This is a genomic window from Amycolatopsis alba DSM 44262, assembly GCF_000384215.1.
Classification (GTDB): Bacteria; Actinomycetota; Actinomycetes; order Mycobacteriales; family Pseudonocardiaceae; genus Amycolatopsis; species Amycolatopsis alba.
On the sequence record NZ_KB913032.1, the window covers coordinates 5,993,641 to 6,014,227 of the forward strand.

The 20,587-nt window shown below is 68.2% G+C and carries 17 protein-coding genes; 7 read left to right on the forward strand and 10 right to left on the reverse strand.

The window, feature by feature from the left end; translation table 11 throughout:
• Window positions 1-188 precede the first annotated feature (188 nt).
• From AMYAL_RS0128200 to AMYAL_RS0128210, 3 genes are all read right to left on the reverse strand, one after another.
• On the reverse strand, window positions 189-1,175 hold the full coding sequence (locus tag AMYAL_RS0128200) for a TolB family protein (RefSeq protein WP_020634626.1): 987 nt from the start codon (window positions 1,173-1,175) through the stop codon (window positions 189-191).
• Window positions 1,172-2,431 (reverse strand): MFS transporter, encoded by a 1,260-nt coding sequence (locus AMYAL_RS0128205; RefSeq protein WP_026467521.1) that lies wholly within the window; start codon window positions 2,429-2,431, stop codon window positions 1,172-1,174. The genes AMYAL_RS0128200 and AMYAL_RS0128205 overlap by 4 nt, the downstream gene beginning before the upstream one ends.
• 66 nt (window positions 2,432-2,497) lie before the next feature.
• The gene (locus tag AMYAL_RS0128210; RefSeq protein ID WP_020634628.1) at window positions 2,498-3,361 is read right to left on the reverse strand and encodes an alkaline phosphatase family protein; all 864 of its coding nucleotides are present in this window, start codon (window positions 3,359-3,361) and stop codon (window positions 2,498-2,500) included.
• Window positions 3,362-3,708: 347 nt separating this feature from the next.
• Here AMYAL_RS0128210 and AMYAL_RS0128215 point away from each other — a divergent pair, with 347 nt between their 5' ends.
• Window positions 3,709-4,347: a MerR family transcriptional regulator gene (locus AMYAL_RS0128215; protein WP_020634629.1), complete on the forward strand. Its 639-nt coding sequence runs from the start codon at window positions 3,709-3,711 to the stop codon at window positions 4,345-4,347.
• On the opposite strand, the gene AMYAL_RS0128220 is transcribed toward AMYAL_RS0128215, so the two are convergent.
• The 5 genes from AMYAL_RS0128220 to AMYAL_RS0128240 form a co-directional block, all read right to left on the reverse strand.
• Complete coding sequence (locus AMYAL_RS0128220) at window positions 4,304-5,113, reverse strand: serine hydrolase (protein WP_020634630.1); 810 nt, start codon at window positions 5,111-5,113, stop codon at window positions 4,304-4,306. The two genes, AMYAL_RS0128215 and AMYAL_RS0128220, sit on opposite strands and share 44 nt — an antisense overlap.
• Window positions 5,114-5,330: 217 nt before the next feature.
• On the reverse strand, window positions 5,331-6,929 hold the full coding sequence (locus tag AMYAL_RS0128225) for a purple acid phosphatase family protein (protein ID WP_020634631.1): 1,599 nt from the start codon (window positions 6,927-6,929) through the stop codon (window positions 5,331-5,333).
• A gap of 183 nt (window positions 6,930-7,112) precedes the next feature.
• The gene (locus AMYAL_RS0128230) at window positions 7,113-7,382 is read right to left on the reverse strand and encodes a hypothetical protein (RefSeq protein WP_020634632.1); all 270 of its coding nucleotides are present in this window, start codon (window positions 7,380-7,382) and stop codon (window positions 7,113-7,115) included.
• A gap of 184 nt (window positions 7,383-7,566) precedes the next feature.
• On the reverse strand, window positions 7,567-9,519 hold the full coding sequence (gene glpK, locus AMYAL_RS0128235) for a glycerol kinase GlpK (RefSeq protein ID WP_020634633.1): 1,953 nt from the start codon (window positions 9,517-9,519) through the stop codon (window positions 7,567-7,569).
• A 13-nt stretch (window positions 9,520-9,532) separates the two neighbouring features.
• Window positions 9,533-10,300: an IclR family transcriptional regulator gene (locus tag AMYAL_RS0128240; protein ID WP_026467522.1), complete on the reverse strand. Its 768-nt coding sequence runs from the start codon at window positions 10,298-10,300 to the stop codon at window positions 9,533-9,535.
• A gap of 151 nt (window positions 10,301-10,451) precedes the next feature.
• On the opposite strand from AMYAL_RS0128240, the gene AMYAL_RS0128245 reads away from it, so the two are divergent.
• From AMYAL_RS0128245 to glpD, 3 genes are read left to right on the forward strand one after another with little or no spacing between them, the layout of a single operon-like run.
• Window positions 10,452-11,273, forward strand: a complete 822-nt coding sequence (locus AMYAL_RS0128245) for an MIP/aquaporin family protein (RefSeq protein WP_020634635.1) — start codon at window positions 10,452-10,454, stop codon at window positions 11,271-11,273.
• A gap of 11 nt (window positions 11,274-11,284) precedes the next feature.
• Complete coding sequence (gene glpK / locus AMYAL_RS0128250) at window positions 11,285-12,802, forward strand: glycerol kinase GlpK (protein WP_020634636.1); 1,518 nt, start codon at window positions 11,285-11,287, stop codon at window positions 12,800-12,802.
• A gap of 5 nt (window positions 12,803-12,807) precedes the next feature.
• Window positions 12,808-14,520, forward strand: a complete 1,713-nt coding sequence (gene glpD / locus AMYAL_RS0128255) for a glycerol-3-phosphate dehydrogenase (RefSeq protein WP_020634637.1) — start codon at window positions 12,808-12,810, stop codon at window positions 14,518-14,520.
• Between the two features lie 390 nt (window positions 14,521-14,910).
• Here the strand turns inward: glpD and AMYAL_RS0128265 are convergent, their stop codons facing one another.
• Window positions 14,911-15,642, reverse strand: a complete 732-nt coding sequence (locus AMYAL_RS0128265) for an SDR family oxidoreductase (RefSeq protein WP_020634639.1) — start codon at window positions 15,640-15,642, stop codon at window positions 14,911-14,913.
• 114 nt (window positions 15,643-15,756) lie between these two features.
• Here AMYAL_RS0128265 and AMYAL_RS0128270 point away from each other — a divergent pair, with 114 nt between their 5' ends.
• On the forward strand, window positions 15,757-16,230 hold the full coding sequence (locus tag AMYAL_RS0128270; protein WP_039795810.1) for an Rrf2 family transcriptional regulator: 474 nt from the start codon (window positions 15,757-15,759) through the stop codon (window positions 16,228-16,230).
• A gap of 41 nt (window positions 16,231-16,271) precedes the next feature.
• Here the strand turns inward: AMYAL_RS0128270 and AMYAL_RS0128275 are convergent, their stop codons facing one another.
• On the reverse strand, window positions 16,272-17,066 hold the full coding sequence (locus AMYAL_RS0128275; RefSeq protein WP_020634641.1) for an NmrA family NAD(P)-binding protein: 795 nt from the start codon (window positions 17,064-17,066) through the stop codon (window positions 16,272-16,274).
• Window positions 17,067-17,207: 141 nt separating this feature from the next.
• Between AMYAL_RS0128275 and AMYAL_RS0128280 the strand changes: the two genes are divergently transcribed.
• Entirely contained in the window at window positions 17,208-17,423 is a 216-nt protein-coding gene (locus AMYAL_RS0128280) for a hypothetical protein (RefSeq protein ID WP_020634642.1), read from the forward strand.
• Between the two features lie 167 nt (window positions 17,424-17,590).
• Window positions 17,591-20,167 (forward strand): glycoside hydrolase family 3 protein, encoded by a 2,577-nt coding sequence (locus tag AMYAL_RS0128285; RefSeq protein WP_020634643.1) that lies wholly within the window; start codon window positions 17,591-17,593, stop codon window positions 20,165-20,167.
• Window positions 20,168-20,587: the final 420 nt, after the last annotated feature.

Consider the following 20,587-nt stretch of genomic DNA (forward strand, 5'->3'; position numbering starts at 1 on the left):
ATCAGATGGACGTCTCACGTGATCAGACGGACGACACGTGTGACGGGGCGGACGGCACGTGGCGGAACCCTGGTGGCGAGCGTGTCGTCCAGCCAGTCACGCGTGTCGTCCGTCTGATCACATGTGTCGTCCGACCGGGCACGCGGCGGTGAGACGTCGGTACAGCGGGTCGTGAGTGGCAATGAGGGTCAGAGGGCGGCGGGCGATTCGGCCTCCGGGATGAGCAGCCGCGGCGCCCCGGTGCCGTCGGCGGGAACGGTCCAGACGTCGGAATGTCCTTGGGTGCGGGGGAGGGCGTAGGCGACCGTGCGGTCGTCGAGCCACGCGGGCTGGTCGTCGACGTTCCGGGTCTCGGCCAGCGGGGTCACGGCGCCGCTCGCGAGATCGAGCACCGAGACCCGCCAGCCCTTGGCGGGATCGCCGTCGACGGCCGACTTGTAGGCGAGGTGGGTCTCGTCGGGCGACAGCGACGGGCATTCGACGTTGTCCCGCAGCGTCTTCACGGTCCGGGCCGCGGAGTCGCCTTCGACGAGATACCGGTGGGAGCCGGTGGACATGGTGGCGTAGAAGCGGTCCGGCTGCCGGGTGAAGGTGACGCCCCAGAAGTTGAAGTCGGCCGCTTTGTACGGCTTGCCCTCGACGGTCACTGCGAAATCCTCCAGCGTGCCTTCGACGCTGTCGGTGGTGAGGTCGAGGGTGCCGGCGCGGGTGGAGAACCGCCCGCCGTTGTAGGAGTCGCCGGTGACGAACACCGTCCACGCGAGCCGCTTTCCGTCGGCCGAGACCCGTGCCCGGTTGGGCAGCCCGACCAGCGGGATCTCCTGCGTGACCGTGAGACGGCTGTCGAGGACGGCGAGCTGGTAGGTGGTCAGGCCGGTCTCCGGGCGCAGGCAGATCCCGGTGCCGCCCGCCGCGTACACCCGGCTGCAGGACACCGTCGACACCGCCCGCGCGCCGCCCGGATCGGCCGCGGCGACGCTGGACACGTGCCCGCGGTCGGCGTCGGCGGTGCTGCGGAACAGCAACCGCCCGCTTTCGAGGGTGACGGCGCCGCTGGTGCCCGCCGACGCGGTGTCCTGGTTGCGCGCTCCGGCCACCCCGACGTAGATCACGGCGGCCGCGGCCAGCGCGAGTACTCCGGTGACGGCGATCAGGACGCGGGTGCGGGTGTTCACGGTCGTGCCTTCCTGAGGGGAGCCAAGAGAACGAAGGTGGCGGCGACGGCGACCAGCACCGTCCCGGCGGCGATCGCGATCGCCGCCGTCGCACCCCAGAACTGCCATGAGAGTCCGAAAAGGACGGACGAGACGAAGTAGGCGAGCGCCTGCCCGCTCTGCACGATCGCGATGCCGGTGGTGCGCAACGCCTCCGGCAGCAACGGGCCGGCGAGTGCCATCAGCACGCCGTCGGTCGCCGCGTAGAACACGCCGTACAGGCCGAGGGTGAGCGCGAACAGCGCCCAGCCGGTCAGCGGGCTGAGCAGCAGCAGGTAGACGGCGATCAGCGCGCCGTAGCCCGCGAGCATCACCGGCAGCCTGCCGAGCCGGTCGGCCAGCGCGCCGAGCGGTGCGGCCAGCAGGAGATAACCCAGGTTCGTCCCGACGGCCAGCAGCGGGAACCAGCCGGTGGCGATGTCCTCCTTGGCCTGCAGCAGGAGATACACGAACCCGTCGCCGATGGTCGCGAGGCCGAGGACGCAGGCGGCGATCAGCAGCCGTCGCACGCCTGCGCCCCGCAGGAGCCCGGCCGCCGCCCGCAAGGACACGGTTCCCGACGGCGGCTTGGGCGCGCGGTGGTCGCGGACGAACAGCGCCAGCAGCAGCACCCCGGCCGCGGCGATGCAGAAACTGGTCACGAAGACCGCGTCGAACCCCTCGGTCCCGGTCGCCGAACCCGCCACGGCCAGCACGCCGACCGCGGCGAGCGGGCCGAGGAACGCGCCGACGCTGTCCATCGCCCGGTGCACCCCGAAGGCGCGGCCCAGCATGTGCTCGGGAGCCGACAGGGTGATCAGCGCGTCGCGGGGCGCGGTCCGCAGGCCCTTGCCCGTCCGGTCCGCCGTCAGCACCACGCCGATCGCGGTCGCCGACGAGCCCGCCGCCACCAGCCCCAGTTTGGCCACCGCCGACATCGCGTAGCCAAGGCCCGCGACGGCCTTGCGCCGCCGGACCCGGTCCGCGACGTAGCCGCCGACCAGGCGCAGCAGCGCGGTCGCGCCGGTGTAGAGGCCGTCCACCACGCCGTAGGCCGCCGGGCCCAGGTGCAGCCCCAGCACCAGGTACACCGGCAGCACGGCCGTCACCATCTCCGAGGAGATGTCCGTGACGAGGCTGACGGTGCCCAGGGCGAAGACGTTCCCGCCGAGCAGGGCGAAGGATTTCTTGGACACGCCACCGGGATGCTCCCGGCGGCCGATCGTGGACAGATACACGCTGCGGACCACCTTTCCCCGCCCGCGGGCGCGTCCACAGTGGACACGCCCGCGGGGTTCACCCGGTTACTGCCACACGCTCGTGATCGGCGACTTGTTCGCCGCGTTGGCGATGCCCGGCAGGCCGAACGCCGCCTCCATCGTGCGGAGGATCGAATAGTGGTTGATGGATTCGCTGTAGCTGCCCGGCTTCACGTGGGCGCCGACGAAGGTGGTGTAGATCTGGTTCACCGACGTCCCGCTGTCCTCGTCGAAATTGACGATCAGCAGGCTGTTGTGCGTCTTGGCCCACTGCGCGTACGCGTCGAGGTTCTTCTTCAGCCATTTGTCGCCCGTGTCGACCGAGCAGTCGTGCATGTCGCTGCACAGATCCGGGGTCACGAAAGCGACGTGCGGCAGCTTGGTGAAGTCGCTCGGGAACGACGAGAAGCGTTTGTTCGCCGAGGCGGGGACATTGCCGAAGCTGACCCAGCTGTTGTGCTTGCGGGCGTAGGTGCCCTTTTCGCAGCCGGTGTAGCCGTCGGACGGCATGCTTTCCGCGTAGCCGACGAACTTCTTGCCGATCCCCGCCAGCTGGGAGGCGATGTTCTCCTTGTTGCCCAGATCCTGGCATTTGTTGCTGTCGACGCCGTGCGTCGAACCCGCGAACTGGGCGATGTAGTTCGGCTGGCTCGGGTGCGTCGTCCCGTACGCCTTGGTGAACTTCGCCCCCTGCGAGGCGAGTTTGTTGAAGTACGGTGCCTTCGAACTGCCGTTGATCTCCTTGTAGTCCTTGTTCTCGAACATCACGAGGACGATGTGGTCGAACGCGGGCACCTTCGCCGCGACGGGCTCTATCGCGGCGGTGGAAGTGTCCTGATGGGACACCACCAGCGCCGCGGCCAGGCCGGTCGCGGCGACGGCCGCGACCGCTATCCGTTTCCAGAACATGAGAAACCTCCCGGTGAAAAGGTTGAAACTTTGACGACCGGCCATCGGGTTCAGCGGCGCTCCGCGGGCGTCGACAGAGTCGAGACATCAGATGTCTTGGCTGCATTAAAACGGCAGTGAAGTCCTCGGCCCACCAAGATCGCCTGACTGGAGTAATCGAGGGGCGGAGAACGCCCAAATCCGGCATTTGCTGGCATGGAACCGTGTAAACATCCCGGTTGACCTTGTGGCCGAGGCCGGGAACCGATGAGGTTATGGCAACTTGCTGATTCAGCCGGTGGACAGTGGCGACGCCATTGCACCGGCTTCGTGGTGTACTCATCCGACCATTGGTTAAGCTGGTCGGCGTGAAGCCCTTTTCGCCGAGGCCGGCCGGATACACGATCGAAGAACTTTCCGCGATCGTCGGCATGTCGGCGCGCAATATCCGGGCGCATCAGACGAGAGGTCTGGTGCCCCCGCCGGTCCGCCACGGCAGATCCGCCTATTACGGTCCGGTTCATCTGCGACGCCTGCGGCGCATCACGACGCTGCAGAAACAGGGCTTCAACCTGGTGTCCATCGGCGCGATGCTCGGAGCGGCCACAGTGGACGGCGGCGCCGAGCGGCTGGCGGCGGCGGTGGCCGACATCGCCCGCGACCAGCCCGCCGTCGCCCGGTGCCTGGAACGGCACGGGGTGGTCGGCCGGGACGACGCGGGAACGCCCGCCGTCGTGCGCCCGGCCGTTTCGCGGGCGGTGGCGGACCTCGCGGGCGCGGGGATCCCGCCGCTCGCGGCCTTGCGGTTCCTCGGGCAGTTCCTCGATCGGGTCGCCCCGCTGGCAGGCGAGCAGCTGGCGGTGTTGAAAGCTCAGACCGGAGGTGTTTCGGCCGCTCCACGGGCCTGTTTCGCCGAGCTTCTTGTAAGCGCTTTCAGAACCTCGGTCGAGAACGCGGCCGAAGTCACTTTTCCAGCCGGGGAGCCAGGGACACGGCCGCCGAGGTAGCCCTCGCCGTCGCCGCACCGAGGTCGGTCCCCTCGGCGAAACTGGACAGGATGACGACGACATAGCGGTCGTCCTCACCGACGAGTCCGGTCGTGTGCGCGTCCACGGCGCCCCGTCCGGACGCCCAGCCCTGCTTCACGGCCCAAGGCCGGTCTTGGAAGGCCGTGGGGATGCCGAAATGCTGGTCGAACCCGTCGGCGGCGGTCCGGGTCGCTTCCCGTAGCGGCTTGAGGATCACGTTCCGCTTGGCCTTCGGGAGTTTGAGGATGTGCCGGTACACCAGGGCGATGTCGTCCGCAGTGGACAGAGTGTCGCCCCAGCGGCCCGCGTCGGCGGGGGCGGAAGTGCTTTTCAGCCCGGCGGCGGCCACCGTCCTGGTCACGATCGCGGGCCCGCCGTTCTTGGTCCAAAGGGTGTTGGCGATGGCGTCGTCGCTTTTCGCCAGCATCCGGTAAAGCTGGGATTCGTCGGCTTTGCTCGACTTGCGGGTGATGGCGTCCAGCGCGATGAACAGTTTCACCACCGACGCCGTGCGGAATCTTTCCGAACCCCTGTCGTCGATCACCTGCTTGCCCGCTGTGCGGTCGAAGACCACGGTGGCGGCACGTTCTTCCGATGCCGGAAGGCTTTCCGCGTTGGCCTGGAAGATCACGTAACCGAGGATCCCGGTGACCAGAAGAAAAGCGGTCAGGACCGTCACGCGAAGGCGTAGCCGCCGATTCGCGCCGGGAACGGCGATCGGCCTGGTTCGTTCGTCGTCGAACATGATGCCGATGTTCAGAGACGATCATCGTTGTCCCGTCTCGTTCTTGTCATGAATCCGTAACAGCGGCGGACCGCACGGAAACACTTTCGGCGCTTCGGAAACCGGGCCGGACATCGTGTCCGGATACCGGCCGATCGGCCGATGTGGAATGACTTCCCGGTCGATGCGGGGAAGGCGGCGGCCCCCGTGCTCGGCGGTGCCGGGGGCCGCCGCCGGGTCAGGACCGCTGCACGATGATCTGATCGACCAGGGTGCCGTCGGCGCTGATCGCGCGGACGTCCATTTTGGGCGGTGTGGTGCCCGTGCCCGCGACGACGTCGACCGCGACCAGGCTGTACCCCCGGAACCGGACTCGGGACCAGGTGACCTTCTTGGTGCGGTCCTTGCCGTCCCGTTCGGAGTACTTCATCGGGACGGGGGAGTCGTTGGGGGTTTCATGGCCGAGGTAGGTGTCGGGAGCCGGGAACTCGGAGACACTGCCGCCACCGCCGCCCGCGGTGATGTAGGTCGTCCCGTCCTTGACCGGGTTGGTCATTCCGCGCGAAGGCACCTTCTTGACGGCCTTGCCTGCGCGGATCGGGTCGGTGCGCTCGTAGATGTGGTTGTGCCCGTTGAGTACCAGGTCGACCTGGTACTTGTCGAACAGTGGGGCCCAGTCCGTCTGCGCGCCGAGTTCGGCGCCGTTGGAATGGCAGGTGGAGTACGTGCACTGGTGGCAGTAGACGACGATGAAGTCGATCGTGGGATCGGCGCGGAAGGCGGCGAGCGTCTTGCCGAGCCACTTGAGCTGCTTGCCCTTGGTGTAGTCCAGGTTGGACGGGCTGTTGTAGCAGACGTCGTTGCCGTCGAGGCTGATCAGGCCGACGTTCTGGTACCGCCACGAGTAGATGCAGGTGGAGCCGTTCCAGGCGTTGTCCGGCATGGTGAACCGCGCCCGCACGCCGCCGTACCCGTCCGCGGAGTACCAGCCCTCCATCTCGTGGTTGCCGAGCGCCATCATCCACGGGATCCCGGCGGTGACGGGTTCGTTCTGCACGAAGAAGGAGTCCCACAGCCGGGCGTCGTACTGGTCTTCCTCCGGATGCCCGCCCTCGCCCTCGAGCGCGTAGCTCAGGTCGCCCATGGCGAGGTGGAAGGCCGGGTCGAGGCCCGCGATCAGGCTGCTGGTCGCGACGGCGTTGTAGCCGACGCCCTGGTCGCCGAAGGCCGTGAAGGAGAACGTGCCGTCGCCGCCGGGGGCCGGGGCGGTGCGGAAACTCGCCATCTCGCCGAGCCTGGCGGCGGGATCGTAACCGTCGTGGCCGACGACGTAGTAGTAGGTGGTGTTGGGCAGCAGGCGGTCGATCCTGGCGTGGAGGTAGTACTGGGTGATCGCCTTCGGGCTGTTCGGCGGCACTTCCTCGACCGGGTGCTGCCAGGACATCTGGCTGGTCAGCGCCCTGACCTCGGCCTGGATGGGCGGGCTGAAGTCGCCGGGCACCGTGCCGATCCGGACGAACGGCGCGGTCACCGCCGCGGGCACCTGCCAGGAGACCACGACCTGCTGGGACGGGTCGGCCCCGTAGGCGATGTGCCGTCCGAAGGGCCGCAGCGCCGACCCCGCGACCTTGTCCGCGTTGAGCAGCACGGTCGGTCCGGGGGAGGCCAAGGCGGTGCCGGGCTGCAGGACGCCGCCGAGGGTGAGTGCCGCGCCGCTCACCGCGCCCACCCGGAACAGGGTCCGCCTCGAGTACTGGTTGACGAAGTTGTCGTGTTTCTCGGCCAGGCTGAGCCGACGGTAGGCTTGGGACCTGCTGTTCCGGGGAGTTTCGGCCATGAAATTGAAGTTAAGAAGGCTTCCTAACTAAGTCAAGAAGTCGGCGACGGCTGCATGGAACCATGCAAGCGGGCGTGACTCACGTGCTTGAAGGCGGAACTCGCGTGATCAGACGGCGATCTCGGTGTGTGGCGTCTGATCACGCGAGATCCGCCTCTGATCACGCGAGTCACGAGTTTTGATCTAGAGCAGTTCGGACGAGACGACCGCGCGGAGGGTCCGCAGTCGCTCCAGTAGCGGCTCGACCTCGTCGGCCGCGATGAGGACGGCGCAGGTCATCGTGCTTTCCCGGACGCCGTCGCGCACGTCGACCGACAGGTCGTGGACGAGGCAGCCGAGCGCGTCGACCAGGCCGGGGATCTGCTCGACGCCGCCGACGAAATACGTGGCGATCCGGCGGCGGACCAGCATGGCCGAACGAGGGGCGGGAACCTGGAAAGCGGTGAGCGACATCGTGGTCTCCAAAGGCGGGAAAACGAACAGGCCATGGAGGGCCAGGTCCCGCGAGATACCCCGTGTCGAGGGGTCGCCGGAATGCGCGCCGGCGACCTGGTTCAGCCGGCGCGCTTGACTACGAGTCGAGTGAAGAGTCGAGTGAAGCGGCGCACGGCGACAGGCTAGCACGCCCCGCCGGAAGTCAGGAGAGCCGCAGCCGGGGCCCTTGTTCCCGGACGTGCGCGACGGACCCGCAGCCGAGGTCCAGCTGGCGTTGCCGTTCCGCGACGAACGCCCGGCCGAGACCGGTGCGGTCCGAAGTGGACAGTGTGCGCCTGAGTTCGTTCAGCAGTCCGCGTTCCTCGGAACGGATATGCGCGTCCACCGAATTCTCCAGTGCTGCCAACGCCTTCTCGGAGCCGGTGGATTCCAGTACGGCCAGCAGTTCCTCCGCGAAGCCGCTCTCCGTCGCATCGGGACGGACGATCCGTTCCGTCGCGGTGGCATGCGCGACCAGCGACGCCGACAGCTCCGCGATCAGCGCCGGACGGTCGGCCTCGTCGTTGCGGAGGTCCCGGAAGAGCTGCTCGATCCGGCGATGGTCGGCCAGGACGACCTCGACCAGGTCGGAGCCGGGGGGAGCGGCCGTCGGACCGGGGCGCATCCAGCCGAACGTCAGCTCCACGGCCTGGCGCCAGTGCGAGTACTCGCTGTCCCGGCGGGCGGGGTTCATCGACGGCAGCCATTGCCCGGCGCGATGCCAGTTCCGGCGCAGGCCCTCCAGATCCGGCCAGTATCCGACCGACAACCCGGCCGCGTACGCCGCGCCCAGCGAGACCGTCTCGGCGACCATCGGGCGGACCACCGGCACGTCGAGGACGTCTGCGACGAACTGCATCAGCAGGTTGTCCGCGGTCATCCCGCCGTCCACTTTGAGCGTCGACAGTGCGAGCCCCGAATCGGCGTTCATCGCGTCGACGACCTCGCGGGTCTGCCAGCCGGTGGCTTCGAGCACCGCCCTGGCGAGGTGACCTTTGGTGATGTACGACGTCAGCCCGGCGATCACCCCGCGCGCTTCACTGTGCCAGTGCGGCGCGAACAGCCCCGAGAAGGCGGGCACGATGTAGCAACCGCCGTTGTCCTCGACCGTGCGGGCCAGCGTCTCGATCTCGGGCGCGCTGCCGATCAGCTCCAGCCCGTCCCGGAACCACTGCACGAGCGACCCGGTGACCGCGATCGACCCTTCGAGGGCGTACACGGCGGGCTCGTCGCCGATCTTGAATCCGACGGTGGTCAGCATGCCGTGCGTCGACAGCACCGGCGTCGGACCGGTGTTGAGCAGCAGGAAGCTGCCTGTCCCGTAGGTGCACTTCGCCTCACCGGGCGCGAAACAGGTCTGGCCGAACAACGCGGCCTGCTGATCACCGAGCGCTGCCGCGATCCGGATCCCCGGCACCACCCGTGACGTCGTCCCGTACACCTCGGTCGACGGCCGGATCTCCGGCAGCATCGCGCGCGGGACGTCGAAGAACTCCAGCAGCTCGTCGTCCCACGACAGCGTCCGCAGGTTCATCAGCATGGTGCGCGAGGCGTTGGTGACGTCGGTGACGTGGACGCCGCCCTCGGGGCCGCCGGTCAGGTTCCAGATCAGCCAGCTCTCGACGGTCCCGAACAGGACGTCGCCGCGCTCGGCGCGTTCCCGCAGGCCAGGGGTCCTTTCGAGCATCCAGCGGATACGAGGCGCGGAGAAGTACGTGGCCAGCGGCAGCCCGCACAGCCGCCGGACACGGTCCGCGCCCGGCTCGCGGGCGAGCTGTTCGAGCATCGCGTCGGTGCGCGTGTCCTGCCAGACGATCGCGCGCCCGACGGGGTTGCCGGTGTGCCTGTCCCACAGCACCGTCGTCTCACGCTGGTTCGCGATGCCGAGACCGGCCACCTGCCCGGCTTCGGCGCCGGCGTCGGCGAGCGCCTGGGGCACGATCCTGGCGACGTTGCGCCAGATCTCCGTCGCGTCGTGTTCGACCCAGCCCGGCCGGGGGAAGTGCTGCTGATGCTCGCGCTGCGCGACCGACACCAGCCTGCCGCGCGCGTCGAACAGGATGCACCGCGTCGAGGTGGTGCCCTGGTCGATCGACATCACATAGCGCTGGACCACGCGAGCACCTCCATCACCATCGGGACGCGCCGAGATCGCGGGAGACCGCCCGTGCCGCGTCGCGCACGTGGCCGAGCAGCCGCGGGATCGGGCTGCCGTCGGCTTCGCAGATCCGTTCCGCCGCGCCGGACACCCCGATCGCGCCGACCACGATGCCGCCGTGCCCGCGGATCGGTGCCGCTATCCCGGCCTCGCCTGAGATCATCTCGCCGTTCTCGCTCGCCCAGCCCGCCTCGCGCACCTTGCCGCAGGCGCGTTTGATCGCGGTCTGGGTGACCAGGGTCCGGCGGGTGTAGGACTCCGGCCCGCCGGTGCGCAACGATGCCACGAGACCGGTGTCGTAGGCCAGAAGGACTTTCCCGAGCGCCGTCGCGTGCAATGGCAGAAGCGTGCCGACGTCGAGCGTCTGCAGGCTGTCGTCGGGCCGGAACACGTGGTGCACCACCAGGACCCGGCCTTCCAGCGGCGCGCCGATCCGGACGGCTTCACCGCTGCGCGCGGCCAGCGCGTCGGCCCAGTTGATCGCGCGTGACCGGAGTTCGTTGACGTCGAGGTAGCTCGTGCCGAGGTGCAGCAGCGCCGCGCCCAGTTGGTATTTCCCGGTGTCGCGGTCCTGTTCGACAAACCCGACCCCTTGCAGGGTGCGCAGGATCCCGTGCGCCGTTCCCTTGGCGAGTTCGAGGGAATCGGCGATCTCGCCGACCCCGAGACGGCCGGAACCGCGCGCCAGCAACCGCAGGATCGCGGCGGCGCGCTCGATGGACTGGATCGGACCGGGCACGGCCCAACCGTAGCCCGACCGGCCCTGATTCGACAATGTCGAACATCGTCTTCACGCGTTCGACAATGCCGACCGGTGTCCGTTGACCCCGCGTTTCCGCGAACTTAACTTCGGCCTCAACAGGGCAACGGTGTCCTTTGTGGAGGAAGCAATGGTGCGAAACCTCAAGGCTCGCGGACTCGCGGGCGAACTGGCGGCGGAGTTCGTCGGGACGATGATCCTCATCCTGTTCGGCTGCGGGGTGGTGGCCCAGGTCGCCGCCGCGGGTATCGGGGATCACGACAGCATCGCGTGGGCCTGGGGCATCGGTGTCACGCTCGGTATCTACGTGGCTTCACGGATCAGCGGCGCCCATCTGAACCCGGCCATCACCGTGGCACTCGCGGTGTTCAAGGGTTTCTCGTGGCGCAAGGTCGCCCCGTACGCCTTGGCGCAGACCGCCGGCGCGTTCCTCGGCGCGCTGCTGGTGCGCTGGAACTACACCGAGGTGCTCAACGCCGCGGACCCCGGCCTGACGATCAAGACCCAGGGCGTCTTCTCCACCCTTCCGGGTAACGGGACCCTTCCGGTGGGTGACTGGGGCGCCTTCCGCGACCAGATCATCGGCACCGCCATCCTCGCCTTGGTGATCTTCGCCATCACCGACCTCCGCAACACCGCGCCCGCCGCGAACCTGGCCCCGGTCGTCGTCGGCTTCCTGGTGGTCGCGATCGGCATGGCCTGGGGCACCAACGCCGGCTACGCGATCAACCCCGCCCGTGACTTCGGCCCGCGGCTGATGTCCTGGCTCACCGGTTACGACACCGCGTTCACCGACCAATACGGCTACCCGTACTGGTGGATCCCGATCGTGGCGCCGGTCATCGGCGCGGTCATCGGCGGCGCGATCTACAAGTTCTTCATCGAGCGGTACCTCCCCGGTGATCCCGCACCGGAAGCTTTGCCCGCCAAGGACATCGAGCGCGTTTCCTAAGGAGAGCAACCATGCCTGACTACATCGGCGCCGTCGACCAGGGCACCACCAGCACGCGGTTCATGATCTTCGACCACGGCGGCAACGAGATCGCCCGCCACCAGCTGGAGCACGAGCAGATCCTGCCGAAGCCGGGCTGGGTCGAACACGACGCGACCGAGATCTGGGAACGGACCCGTTCGGTCATCGCCACCGCGCTCAACAAGGCGAAGCTGACCGCCGCGGACCTGGCTTCGCTCGGCATCACCAACCAGCGTGAGACCACCGTCGTGTGGAACCGCCGCACCGGGCGCCCGTACTGCAACGCGATCGTGTGGCAGGACACCCGCACCGACCGGATCGCCTCGGCGCTGGAACGCGAGGGCAAGGGCGACGTCATCCGCCGCAAGGCCGGTCTGCCGCCCGCCACCTACTTCTCCGGCGGCAAGCTGCAGTGGATCCTGGAGAACGTCGACGGCGTCCGCGAAGACGCGGAGAAGGGCGACGCGCTCTTCGGCACCACGGACTCCTGGCTGATCTGGAACCTCACCGGCGGCCCCGACGGCGGCGTGCACGTGACGGATCCGACCAACGCGTCGCGCACCATGCTCATGGACCTCGAAACGCTGGAGTGGGACGACGAACTGCTGTCGTTCTTCGGCGTCCCCAAGCAGATGCTGCCGTCGATCCGGCCGTCGTCGAACAACGGCCACTTCGGCGTCACCCGCGCGGACGGCCCGCTCGGCGGCGAGGTCGCCATCACCGGCGTGCTCGGCGACCAGCAGGCGGCGACCGTCGGCCAGGTGTGCTTCCGGCCCGGCGAGGCCAAGAACACCTACGGCACCGGCAACTTCCTGCTGCTCAACACCGGGCACGAGGTCGTCCGCTCGAAGCACGGCCTGCTCACGACGCTGGCCTACCAGTTCGGTGACGAGAAGCCGGTGTACGCGCTGGAAGGGTCCATCGCCGTCACCGGTTCCGCCGTGCAGTGGCTGCGCGACCAGCTGGGCATCATCAGCGGCGCGTCGCAGAGCGAGAGCCTCGCCCGCCAGGTCGAGGACAACGGCGGCGTCTACTTCGTCCCCGCGTTCTCCGGTCTTTTCGCGCCGTACTGGCGTTCGGACGCGCGCGGCGCGATCGTCGGCCTCACCCGCGCCACCACCAACGCGCATCTGGCGCGGGCGACGCTCGAAGCGATCTGCTACCAGACCCGCGACGTCGTCGAGGCCATGCAGAACGACTCCGGCGTCACGCTCGACGTGCTGCGGGTGGACGGTGGCGTGACCGCGAACGAACTCTGCATGCAGCTGCAGGCCGACATCCTCGGCGTGCCGGTGTCGAAGCCGGTCGTCGCCGAGACCACCGCGCTCGGAGCCGCCTACGCGGCGGGCCTGGCCGTCGGGTTCTGGAAGTCCACCGACGAGCTGGAACAGAACTGGAACGAGGACAAGCGCTGGGAGCCGTCCTGGACGGACGAACAGCGCGCCGTGGGCTACGCGGGCTGGCAGAAGGCCGTCGGCCGCACGCTCGACTGGGTCGAGGTCGAGTGAGCCCGATGAACAGGAGGAACAAGGTGTCATCCGTACCGCTTTCCCCGGTCTACCGGGCCGAGACGCTGCGCAAGCTCGCCCGTGAAGAGATCGACGTGCTGGTCGTCGGCGGGGGAGTGACCGGTGCCGGCGTCGCGCTCGACGCGGCGTCGCGCGGGCTCTCCGTCGCGCTGGTCGAGGCCCGCGACTTCGCCGCCGGGACGTCCAGCCGGTCCAGCAAGCTGATCCACGGCGGGCTTCGCTACCTGGAGAACCTGGACTTCAAGCTGGTCCGGGAGGCGCTGAAGGAACGCAGCCTGCTGCTGCAGACCCTCGCCCCGCATCTGGTGCGGCCGGTGAAGTTCCTGGTGCCGCTCAAGCACCGCGTCTGGGAACGCGGCTACATCGGCGCCGGTGTCACGCTTTACGACACCCTCGGTGGGGCTCGCGCGCTGCCGAGGCACCGGCATCTGTCCAAGCGCGGCGCGGGCAAGGTCGCGCCCGGCCTCGCGGACGACGCCCTGATCGGCGCCATCCAGTACTACGACGCGCAGGTCGACGACGCCCGCCACACGATGACGATCGCGCGGACCGCTGCCGAACAAGGCGCTTCGGTGCTGACCCGTGCCCGCGTCACCTCGCTGATCCGTGACGGCGAACGCGTCGTCGGCGCCAAGGTCGTCGACCGGGAGAGCGGCGCGGAGATCGAGGTCCGGGCGAAGACGGTCGTCGCGGCCACCGGTGTGTGGAGTGACGACATGGCGGAAGCGGCGGGCATCCCCGCGCCGTTCACCGTGCGCGCGTCGAAGGGTATCCACCTGGTGGTGCCGCGCGAGAAGATCGACCTGGACACCGGGCTGATCCTGCGCACGGAGAAGAGCGTGCTGTTCGTCATCCCGTGGGGACGGCACTGGATCGTCGGCACCACCGACACCGAATGGGACCTCGACCGCGAGCATCCGGCGGCCAGCCAGGCGGACGTCGACTACGTGCTCGGCCACCTCAACGCCGTCCTTCGCACGCCGCTCACCGCTGACGACATCGAAGGCGTGTACGCCGGGCTTCGGCCGTTGCTGGCCGCGAAGGCGACGTCGACGACGAAGCTGTCGCGGGAGCACGCCGTGGCGCATCCGGTGCCGGGTCTCGTGATCGTGGCGGGCGGCAAGTACACGACGTACCGGGTGATGGCCGCCGACGCGGTCGACGTCGCGGTGGAGGACCTCGGGCGCCCGGCGCCGTCGTCGTGGACCGAGCGCCTCCCGATCGTCGGCGCGACGGGCTACCACGAACTGTGGGGCGCGCGGCACGCGCTCGTCCAGCGCACGGGGCTGCCGATCCGCCGGATCGAGCACCTGCTCCAGCGCTACGGCACCGCGATCGACGACATCCTGGAGTCCATTTCGGAGCGTCCGGAACTGGCCGAGCCGATTCCGGGGACCGCGGAGTACCTGAAGGCAGAGGCGGTCTACGCCGTCTCGCACGAGGGCGCGCTGCACCTGGAGGACGTCCTGACGCGCCGCACCCGGATCTCCATCGAGGAGCGGGACCGCGGGGTGACGGCGGCGCCGGTGGTGGCCGCGCTGATGGCGCCGCTGCTGGGCTGGGACTCGCACCGGCAGGAGCGTGAGGTCACCAACTACCTCGCGCGGGTCGAGGCGGAACGCTCCGCCCAGGCCCAGCCGGACGACGAGGCGGCGAACGCCAGCCGCCTCGCCGCCCCGGCGCTGCTGCCCAGCTGAACCACGTCAGTCCGTGAAGGCCTCCTTGAGGGACTCTGAGTCCCTCAAGGAGGCCTTCACGGACTTGTTTGCCTGCGCCTGACCTGCGCAAGGGTGGTGGTTGCGCGGGTACATCCGGTTGCAGGTCTTGATCAACGGAAGATCCGGGACACTCAACGTCCCCGATCTTCCGTTGATCAAGGTCGTGCCTGTCATGCCCTGTGGCGGACAATCTTCCCCCGTCGACTACACCGCCATCCCGCACAAGCTCCACTCGGCGGCAAGGCGAAACAGGGCCCGTCTGTGGAGGATTCGGGACGTTCAACGTCCCGAATCCTCCACACTCGACCGCCAGCCGCAGTGGATAAGCAAATACTGGTCCCTCAAGGAGGCCTTCACGGACTTCGTCGGCTACTTGAGCCAGTCCAGGTAGCGGGTAGCGGCGATGCGGGCGCCGTCTTTGGTGGTGAGGACGTCACCGCGGACGGCGGAGAACATGCCCGCGGTCTCGTCGTTGGTCACCGGACGCGTGTCTCCCTTGGCGGACAAGGTGATCCGGCCCAGTTCGTCGAGCGGGTAGACGTCCGGGCCGCCCACGTCGAGGGTTCCGTTCAAGGGTTTCCCCGCCGAGACCTCGGAAACGGCGGCGGCGACGTCCGCCGCGGCGATCGGCTGGATCGGCGTGCTGGGCAGGCGGACCGTGTTCTCGTCGGAGGTCCAGGACAGGACCGCGCCGACGAATTCCATGAACTGCGTGGCGCGCACGATCGAGTAGGGGACACCGCTGCTCTTGAGGATGTCCTCCTGCAGCGTCTTGGCCCGGTAGTAGTCGAGTTCGGGGACCTGGTCGACGCCGACGATCGACAGGATCACGAAATGCCCGGTGCCCGCCTTCTTCGCCGCGGCCACGAGATTGTCCATCGACGTCTGAAAGAACGCGGGCGAGGCGTCGTCGAAGGTCGGGGAGTTCGAGAGGTTTACGACCACGTCGGCGCCGTCGAGCGCGGCGTCCAGGCCCTGGCCGGTGAGGAGGTCGACCCCGGTGGACGGCGAATGCGGCACCGCCTCGTGTCCGGCTTCGTTCAGGTTCCGCACGACCTGCGAGCCGATCAGCCCGGTCCCGCCGATGATCGCGAATTTCATGACCCCGTGTCCTTCCTCGGTGAGCGCCCGCTAACTCGGACACCTCATGTCCGAGATAATACTCAGACACATTGTGTCCGAGTCAAGAGGCGGGTTAGAGTCATCCGGGTGAAGATGTCCGGCGGGGTCGAGTGGGCCCTGCACTGCTGCGTCGTGCTGACCTCGGTCGACGAACCCGCGCCCGCCGCGCGCCTGGCGCAGCTGCACGACGTCTCCCCGAGCTATCTCGCGAAGCAGCTCCAGGCGCTTTCGCGGGCCGACCTCATCCGGTCGGTGCAGGGGAAGGCCGGCGGCTACGTCCTCACCCGGCCGCCCTCGGAGATCACGGTGCTCGACGTCGTCGAGGCCATCGAAGGTCCCGGCCCGGCCTTCATCTGCACCGAGATCCGGCAGCGCGGGCCGATGGCGACACCGCCCGAAGCGTGCACGGCGCCGTGCGCCATCAGCCGCGCGATGGCCAACGCGGAAGTCCAGTGGCGCGCGGCGCTGCGCGAGGTCACCATCGCGAATCTGGCCGACGACGTCAGGGGCGACTACGGTCCGGGTGCGCTGGCGGGCATCGGCACGTGGTTCCGGGAGGACTCGTGAGTGGCAAGGACGGTTGGAACCACCCTTGCCACTCACGAGCTCTAGAACCGGTCCAAGTGCTCGCCGACCCACTGCGCGAACGTCCGCGCCGGACGGCCGAGCACCTGCTCGACCGTGGCGTCCACGGTCCTCGCCTCCACCGGCGGATCGCTGTGCCAGCCGATCACGTATTCGGCGTCCGCCATTGAGACGCCGTCGGCCAGCAGCCGGTCGATCGCCTGCTGCCGCGTGATCTGTTCCAGGCCGATGTCGCGGCCCAGGGCGGCGCCGAGGATCGCGATCCGTTCGCGCGTGGTCAGTGATTCCGGTCCGGTGAGGTTGTAGACCTTGCCCGAGTGCCCGTCCTCCACGAGCGCGGTGGCGGCGACGGCGCCGATGTCCCCCTCGTGCACCACCGCGCTGGGAAGGTCGAACGGCTCCCGGACGACGCCGTCGGTGCGGACGGAGTCGGCCCAGGTCAGAGCGTTGGACATGAACTCCTGCGGCTCCAGCCGGGTCCATTCCACGCCGGACTCGGCCATGGCCTGTTCCGTCGGGCCGACGTAACCGCCCCACACGATGGTCATGCGCCGTACACTCGCGTCCACAGCGCGTTCGACCAGTTCGGCGCCGACGTCGGCGAGGCCCGCGGTCACGGTGATGTGCAGCCGGGTGACACCGTCGAAGGACAGCGTTCCGGGTGCGGTGTGCGTGCCTTTCACCAGTTCGACGCCCGCCGGAAGCCGGGCTCCGGCGGGATTCCTGGTGAGTGCCCGGACGCGTTCGCCGCGCCGGACGAGTTCGGCCACCACGTGGCGGCCAGTGTTCCCGGTGGCCCCGGTCACCAAGACGGTCATGGTTGATTCCCTTCGTTTTCCGCGAAGGTAAAATCTCAAGTAATGTGGAGGTCAAGCGGACCGGTCAGGAATCGAGAAGCGTTTGCGCCCGCGGAATCCCTAGCGTCTTCGCCACAGGCAAAACGACTCCAGGAGGTTCTCGTGAGCAAGCGGATCCGGACGTTCCACCGGTGGACGTCCCTCGTCTTCGTCGCCACCGTCATCGTGTGCTTCGTCGTCGTGGCGGTGGGCAGTTCGGCTCAATGGGTGCTTTACACGCCGCTGCCGCCGCTCTTCCTGTTGATGTTCAGCGGCCTCTACCTGTTCGCGCTGCCGTATACCGCCAAGCGGCGCAGCAGGCGGAGCGTGTCCGGGTGACTCGCCGGATCTTAGTTTATGGCAAAAATTAACACCATCCGTACCGGCCGGAAACTCTTGACGCGGCGGTCCGGTCCGGTGAGGATCGGCCGGTCCCCGCCTCCCGCAGAATGGACCAGACCATGGCAAGACGTCCTCGCGCGCGCCGAAGTCCGATCGTCGCCTTGATGAGTCTCACCCTGCTCGGCGGGGCCCTGGCGGCCACGCCCAGCGCCGTCGCCGCCGAGCAGCCCGTGATCGGGAAGCCCGCGCTCGACCGGGACGGTTGCGCCCGGATCGAGAAGAGCCTGCCGACGCTCGCCGACTGGCCGAAGGTCGAGAGCCGGTTCAAGGGGAAGGCCGGTGACGAGCAGCGGATCGCCGAGATTCTCAAGGGGATGACCCTGGAGGAGAAGGTCGGGCAGATGACGCAGCCCGAGATCGCCGCCATCACTCCCGACGAGGTCCGCCAGTACTCCATCGGTTCGGTCCTCAACGGCGGCGGCTCGTGGCCGAACCAGAACAAGCACGCGTCCCAGCAGGACTGGCTGAAACTCGCCGACTCCTACTGGGACGCTTCGAAGGCCGGCCGGACGAAGATCCCGGTGATCTGGGGCATCGACGCCGTGCACGGCAACAACAACGTGTACGGCGCAACCGTCTTCCCGCACAACATCGGTCTGGGCGCGGCGCACGACCCGTGCCTGGTGCGTGACGTCTCCGCGGCGACGGCCCGGCAGATCCGCGCCACCGGCCAGGACTGGGCGTTCGCGCCGACGCTGGCCGTCGTGCGGGACGACCGCTGGGGCCGCACCTACGAAGGGTTCTCCGAGGACCCGCGGATCACCCGTGCCTACGGCTACGAGGCGATCAACGGCCTCCAGGACGGCTCGACCAAACGCATCGGCTACAACGGCGTGATCGGCACCGCGAAGCATTTCATCGGTGACGGCGGCACGCTCAAGGGGCAGGACCAGGGCGTCAACCCGTCGTCCGAGGCCGAGATGATCAACCTTCACGGCCAGGGCTATTACGGCGCGCTCGCGGCGGGTTCCCAGACCGTGATGGTGTCGTTCAACAGCTGGACCAACGCGGACCTCGGCATCGACGAGGGCAAGCTGCACGGCAGCGACAAGGCGCTGAACCAGATCCTCAAGGGCAAGATGGGCTTCGACGGCCTCGTCGTGTCCGACTGGAACGGTATCGGCCAGGTCCCCGGTTGCACGAACGCCTCGTGCCCGCAGGCGATCAACGCCGGTATCGACATCGTGATGGTGCCGAACGACTGGAAGGCGTTCATCACCAACACCGTCGCCCAGGTCAACGGCGGCCAGATCCCGGTCTCGCGGATCGACGACGCGGTGACCCGCATCCTGCGCGTCAAGCTGCGCTCCGGGCTGTACGAGTCGCAGAAGCCGTCGGACCGTTCCTACGCGAACTCCGACGAAGCGCTGAAGGAGACGTGGCTGGCGCGGGACGCGGTCCGCTCGTCGCAGACGCTGCTGAAGAACAACGGCAACGTGCTGCCGCTGAAGCCGAAGTCGAAGGTCCTCGTGGTCGGCAAGAGCGCGGACAGCATCCAGAACCAGACCGGTGGCTGGACCCTGAGCTGGCAGGGGACCGGCAACACCAACGCCGATTTCCCCAACGCCACGTCGATCCTCGCCGGGCTCAAGCAGCAGCTCGGCGACGTCAACGTCACCTTCGACGAGAAGGGCGACACCGACCCGAAGGGCTACGACGCCGTCATCGCCGTCATCGGTGAGACCCCGTACGCGGAAGGCGTCGGCGACCTGACCCGCAAGACCCTCGAGGCCTCGAAGCTGTACCCCGAGGACCTGGCCGTGCTGGACAAGGTCCGCGGAAAGGGCGCTCCGGTCGTCACCGTCTACGTCGGCGGCCGCCCGCTGTACCTGAACAAGGAGATCAACCGCTCCGACGCGTTCGTGGCGGCATGGCTGCCAGGCACCGAAGGCGGTGGCGTCGCGGACGTCCTCGTCAAGGGCGGTTTCAAGGGCACCCTGTCGTACTCGTGGCCGAAGAGCGCGTGCCAGACGCCGCTGAACCCCGGTTCGGCGGACTACGACCCGCTGTTCAAACTCGGCTACGGCCTCAAGACCGGTCAGCGTGTCACCATTGGGCAGCTGGACGAGACCGCCGGCCCGGTGGCCTGTGGTTCGACCGGCGGTGGCGGCACGGCGACCGAGGACCTCGAGGTCTTCAACCGCACCGATGTCGCGCCGTACAAGGGTTTCATCGGCTCGGCGCAGAACTGGGGCGGTACCGAGATCGGCCCCGACGGCACCGCCTCGCACGCCGAGATCACCGTCGTGCAGTCCGACGTCAACGTGCAGCAGGACGGCCTGAAGTCGACCTGGACCGGCACCGGCCCGGCGCAGCTCTACTTCCAGAACCCGGCCGGTACCAACGATCTGCGCGGATACCTCAACGCCGACGCGGCGCTGGAGTTCGACACGATCGTGCAAGAGGCGCCCGCCAACCGGACGGTGATCAGCATGCACTGTGTCTACCCGTGCTTCTCGGAGGTGAACGCCACCAAGCTGTTCACCGACCTGGCTGGCGCGCCGAAGTCGACGGTGAAGATCCCGGTTTCGTGCTTCGCCAACGGGCTGGACCTGGAGAACGTCAACACACCGTTCCTGGTGTACACCGACGGCAAGTTCTCCGCTTCGTTCGCGAACGTGCGGTGGGTGCCCAAGGGTGCTCAGGATCCCGATGCGAGGCCTTGCTCCAGTTTGGGCTGAGCGGGCCCGCGTGAGTGGTATGGACGGTCAGAGCGGACCAGCATTTACCTACCCACGCCTGACCTGAGCGAAGGTGGCGGTTCCGCGGCTGTCGGGCTTGACGGTGGAGGAATCAGGACGTTGAACGTCCTGATTCCTTCACCGTCGAGCGGATCGCGGTCGCACCGGTCACGACCGGTGGCAGATACGCGACGGGGGAAGCTTCCGGGCGTACAACGTCCCGAGTCCCTCGTCACCGAGACCGAGCGTGGAGGAATCAGGACGTTGAACGTCCCGAATCCTCCACACTCGACCGCCAGTCGCATCAGTGGGTAGGCAAATACGGGTCCGTCAGAACCAGCCTTACCACTCACGACCAGCCCTGCCGACGGTCCAAGCACACGCCCCGCTGGTCGCGTTGCGAAAGCCACTTTCGCAACG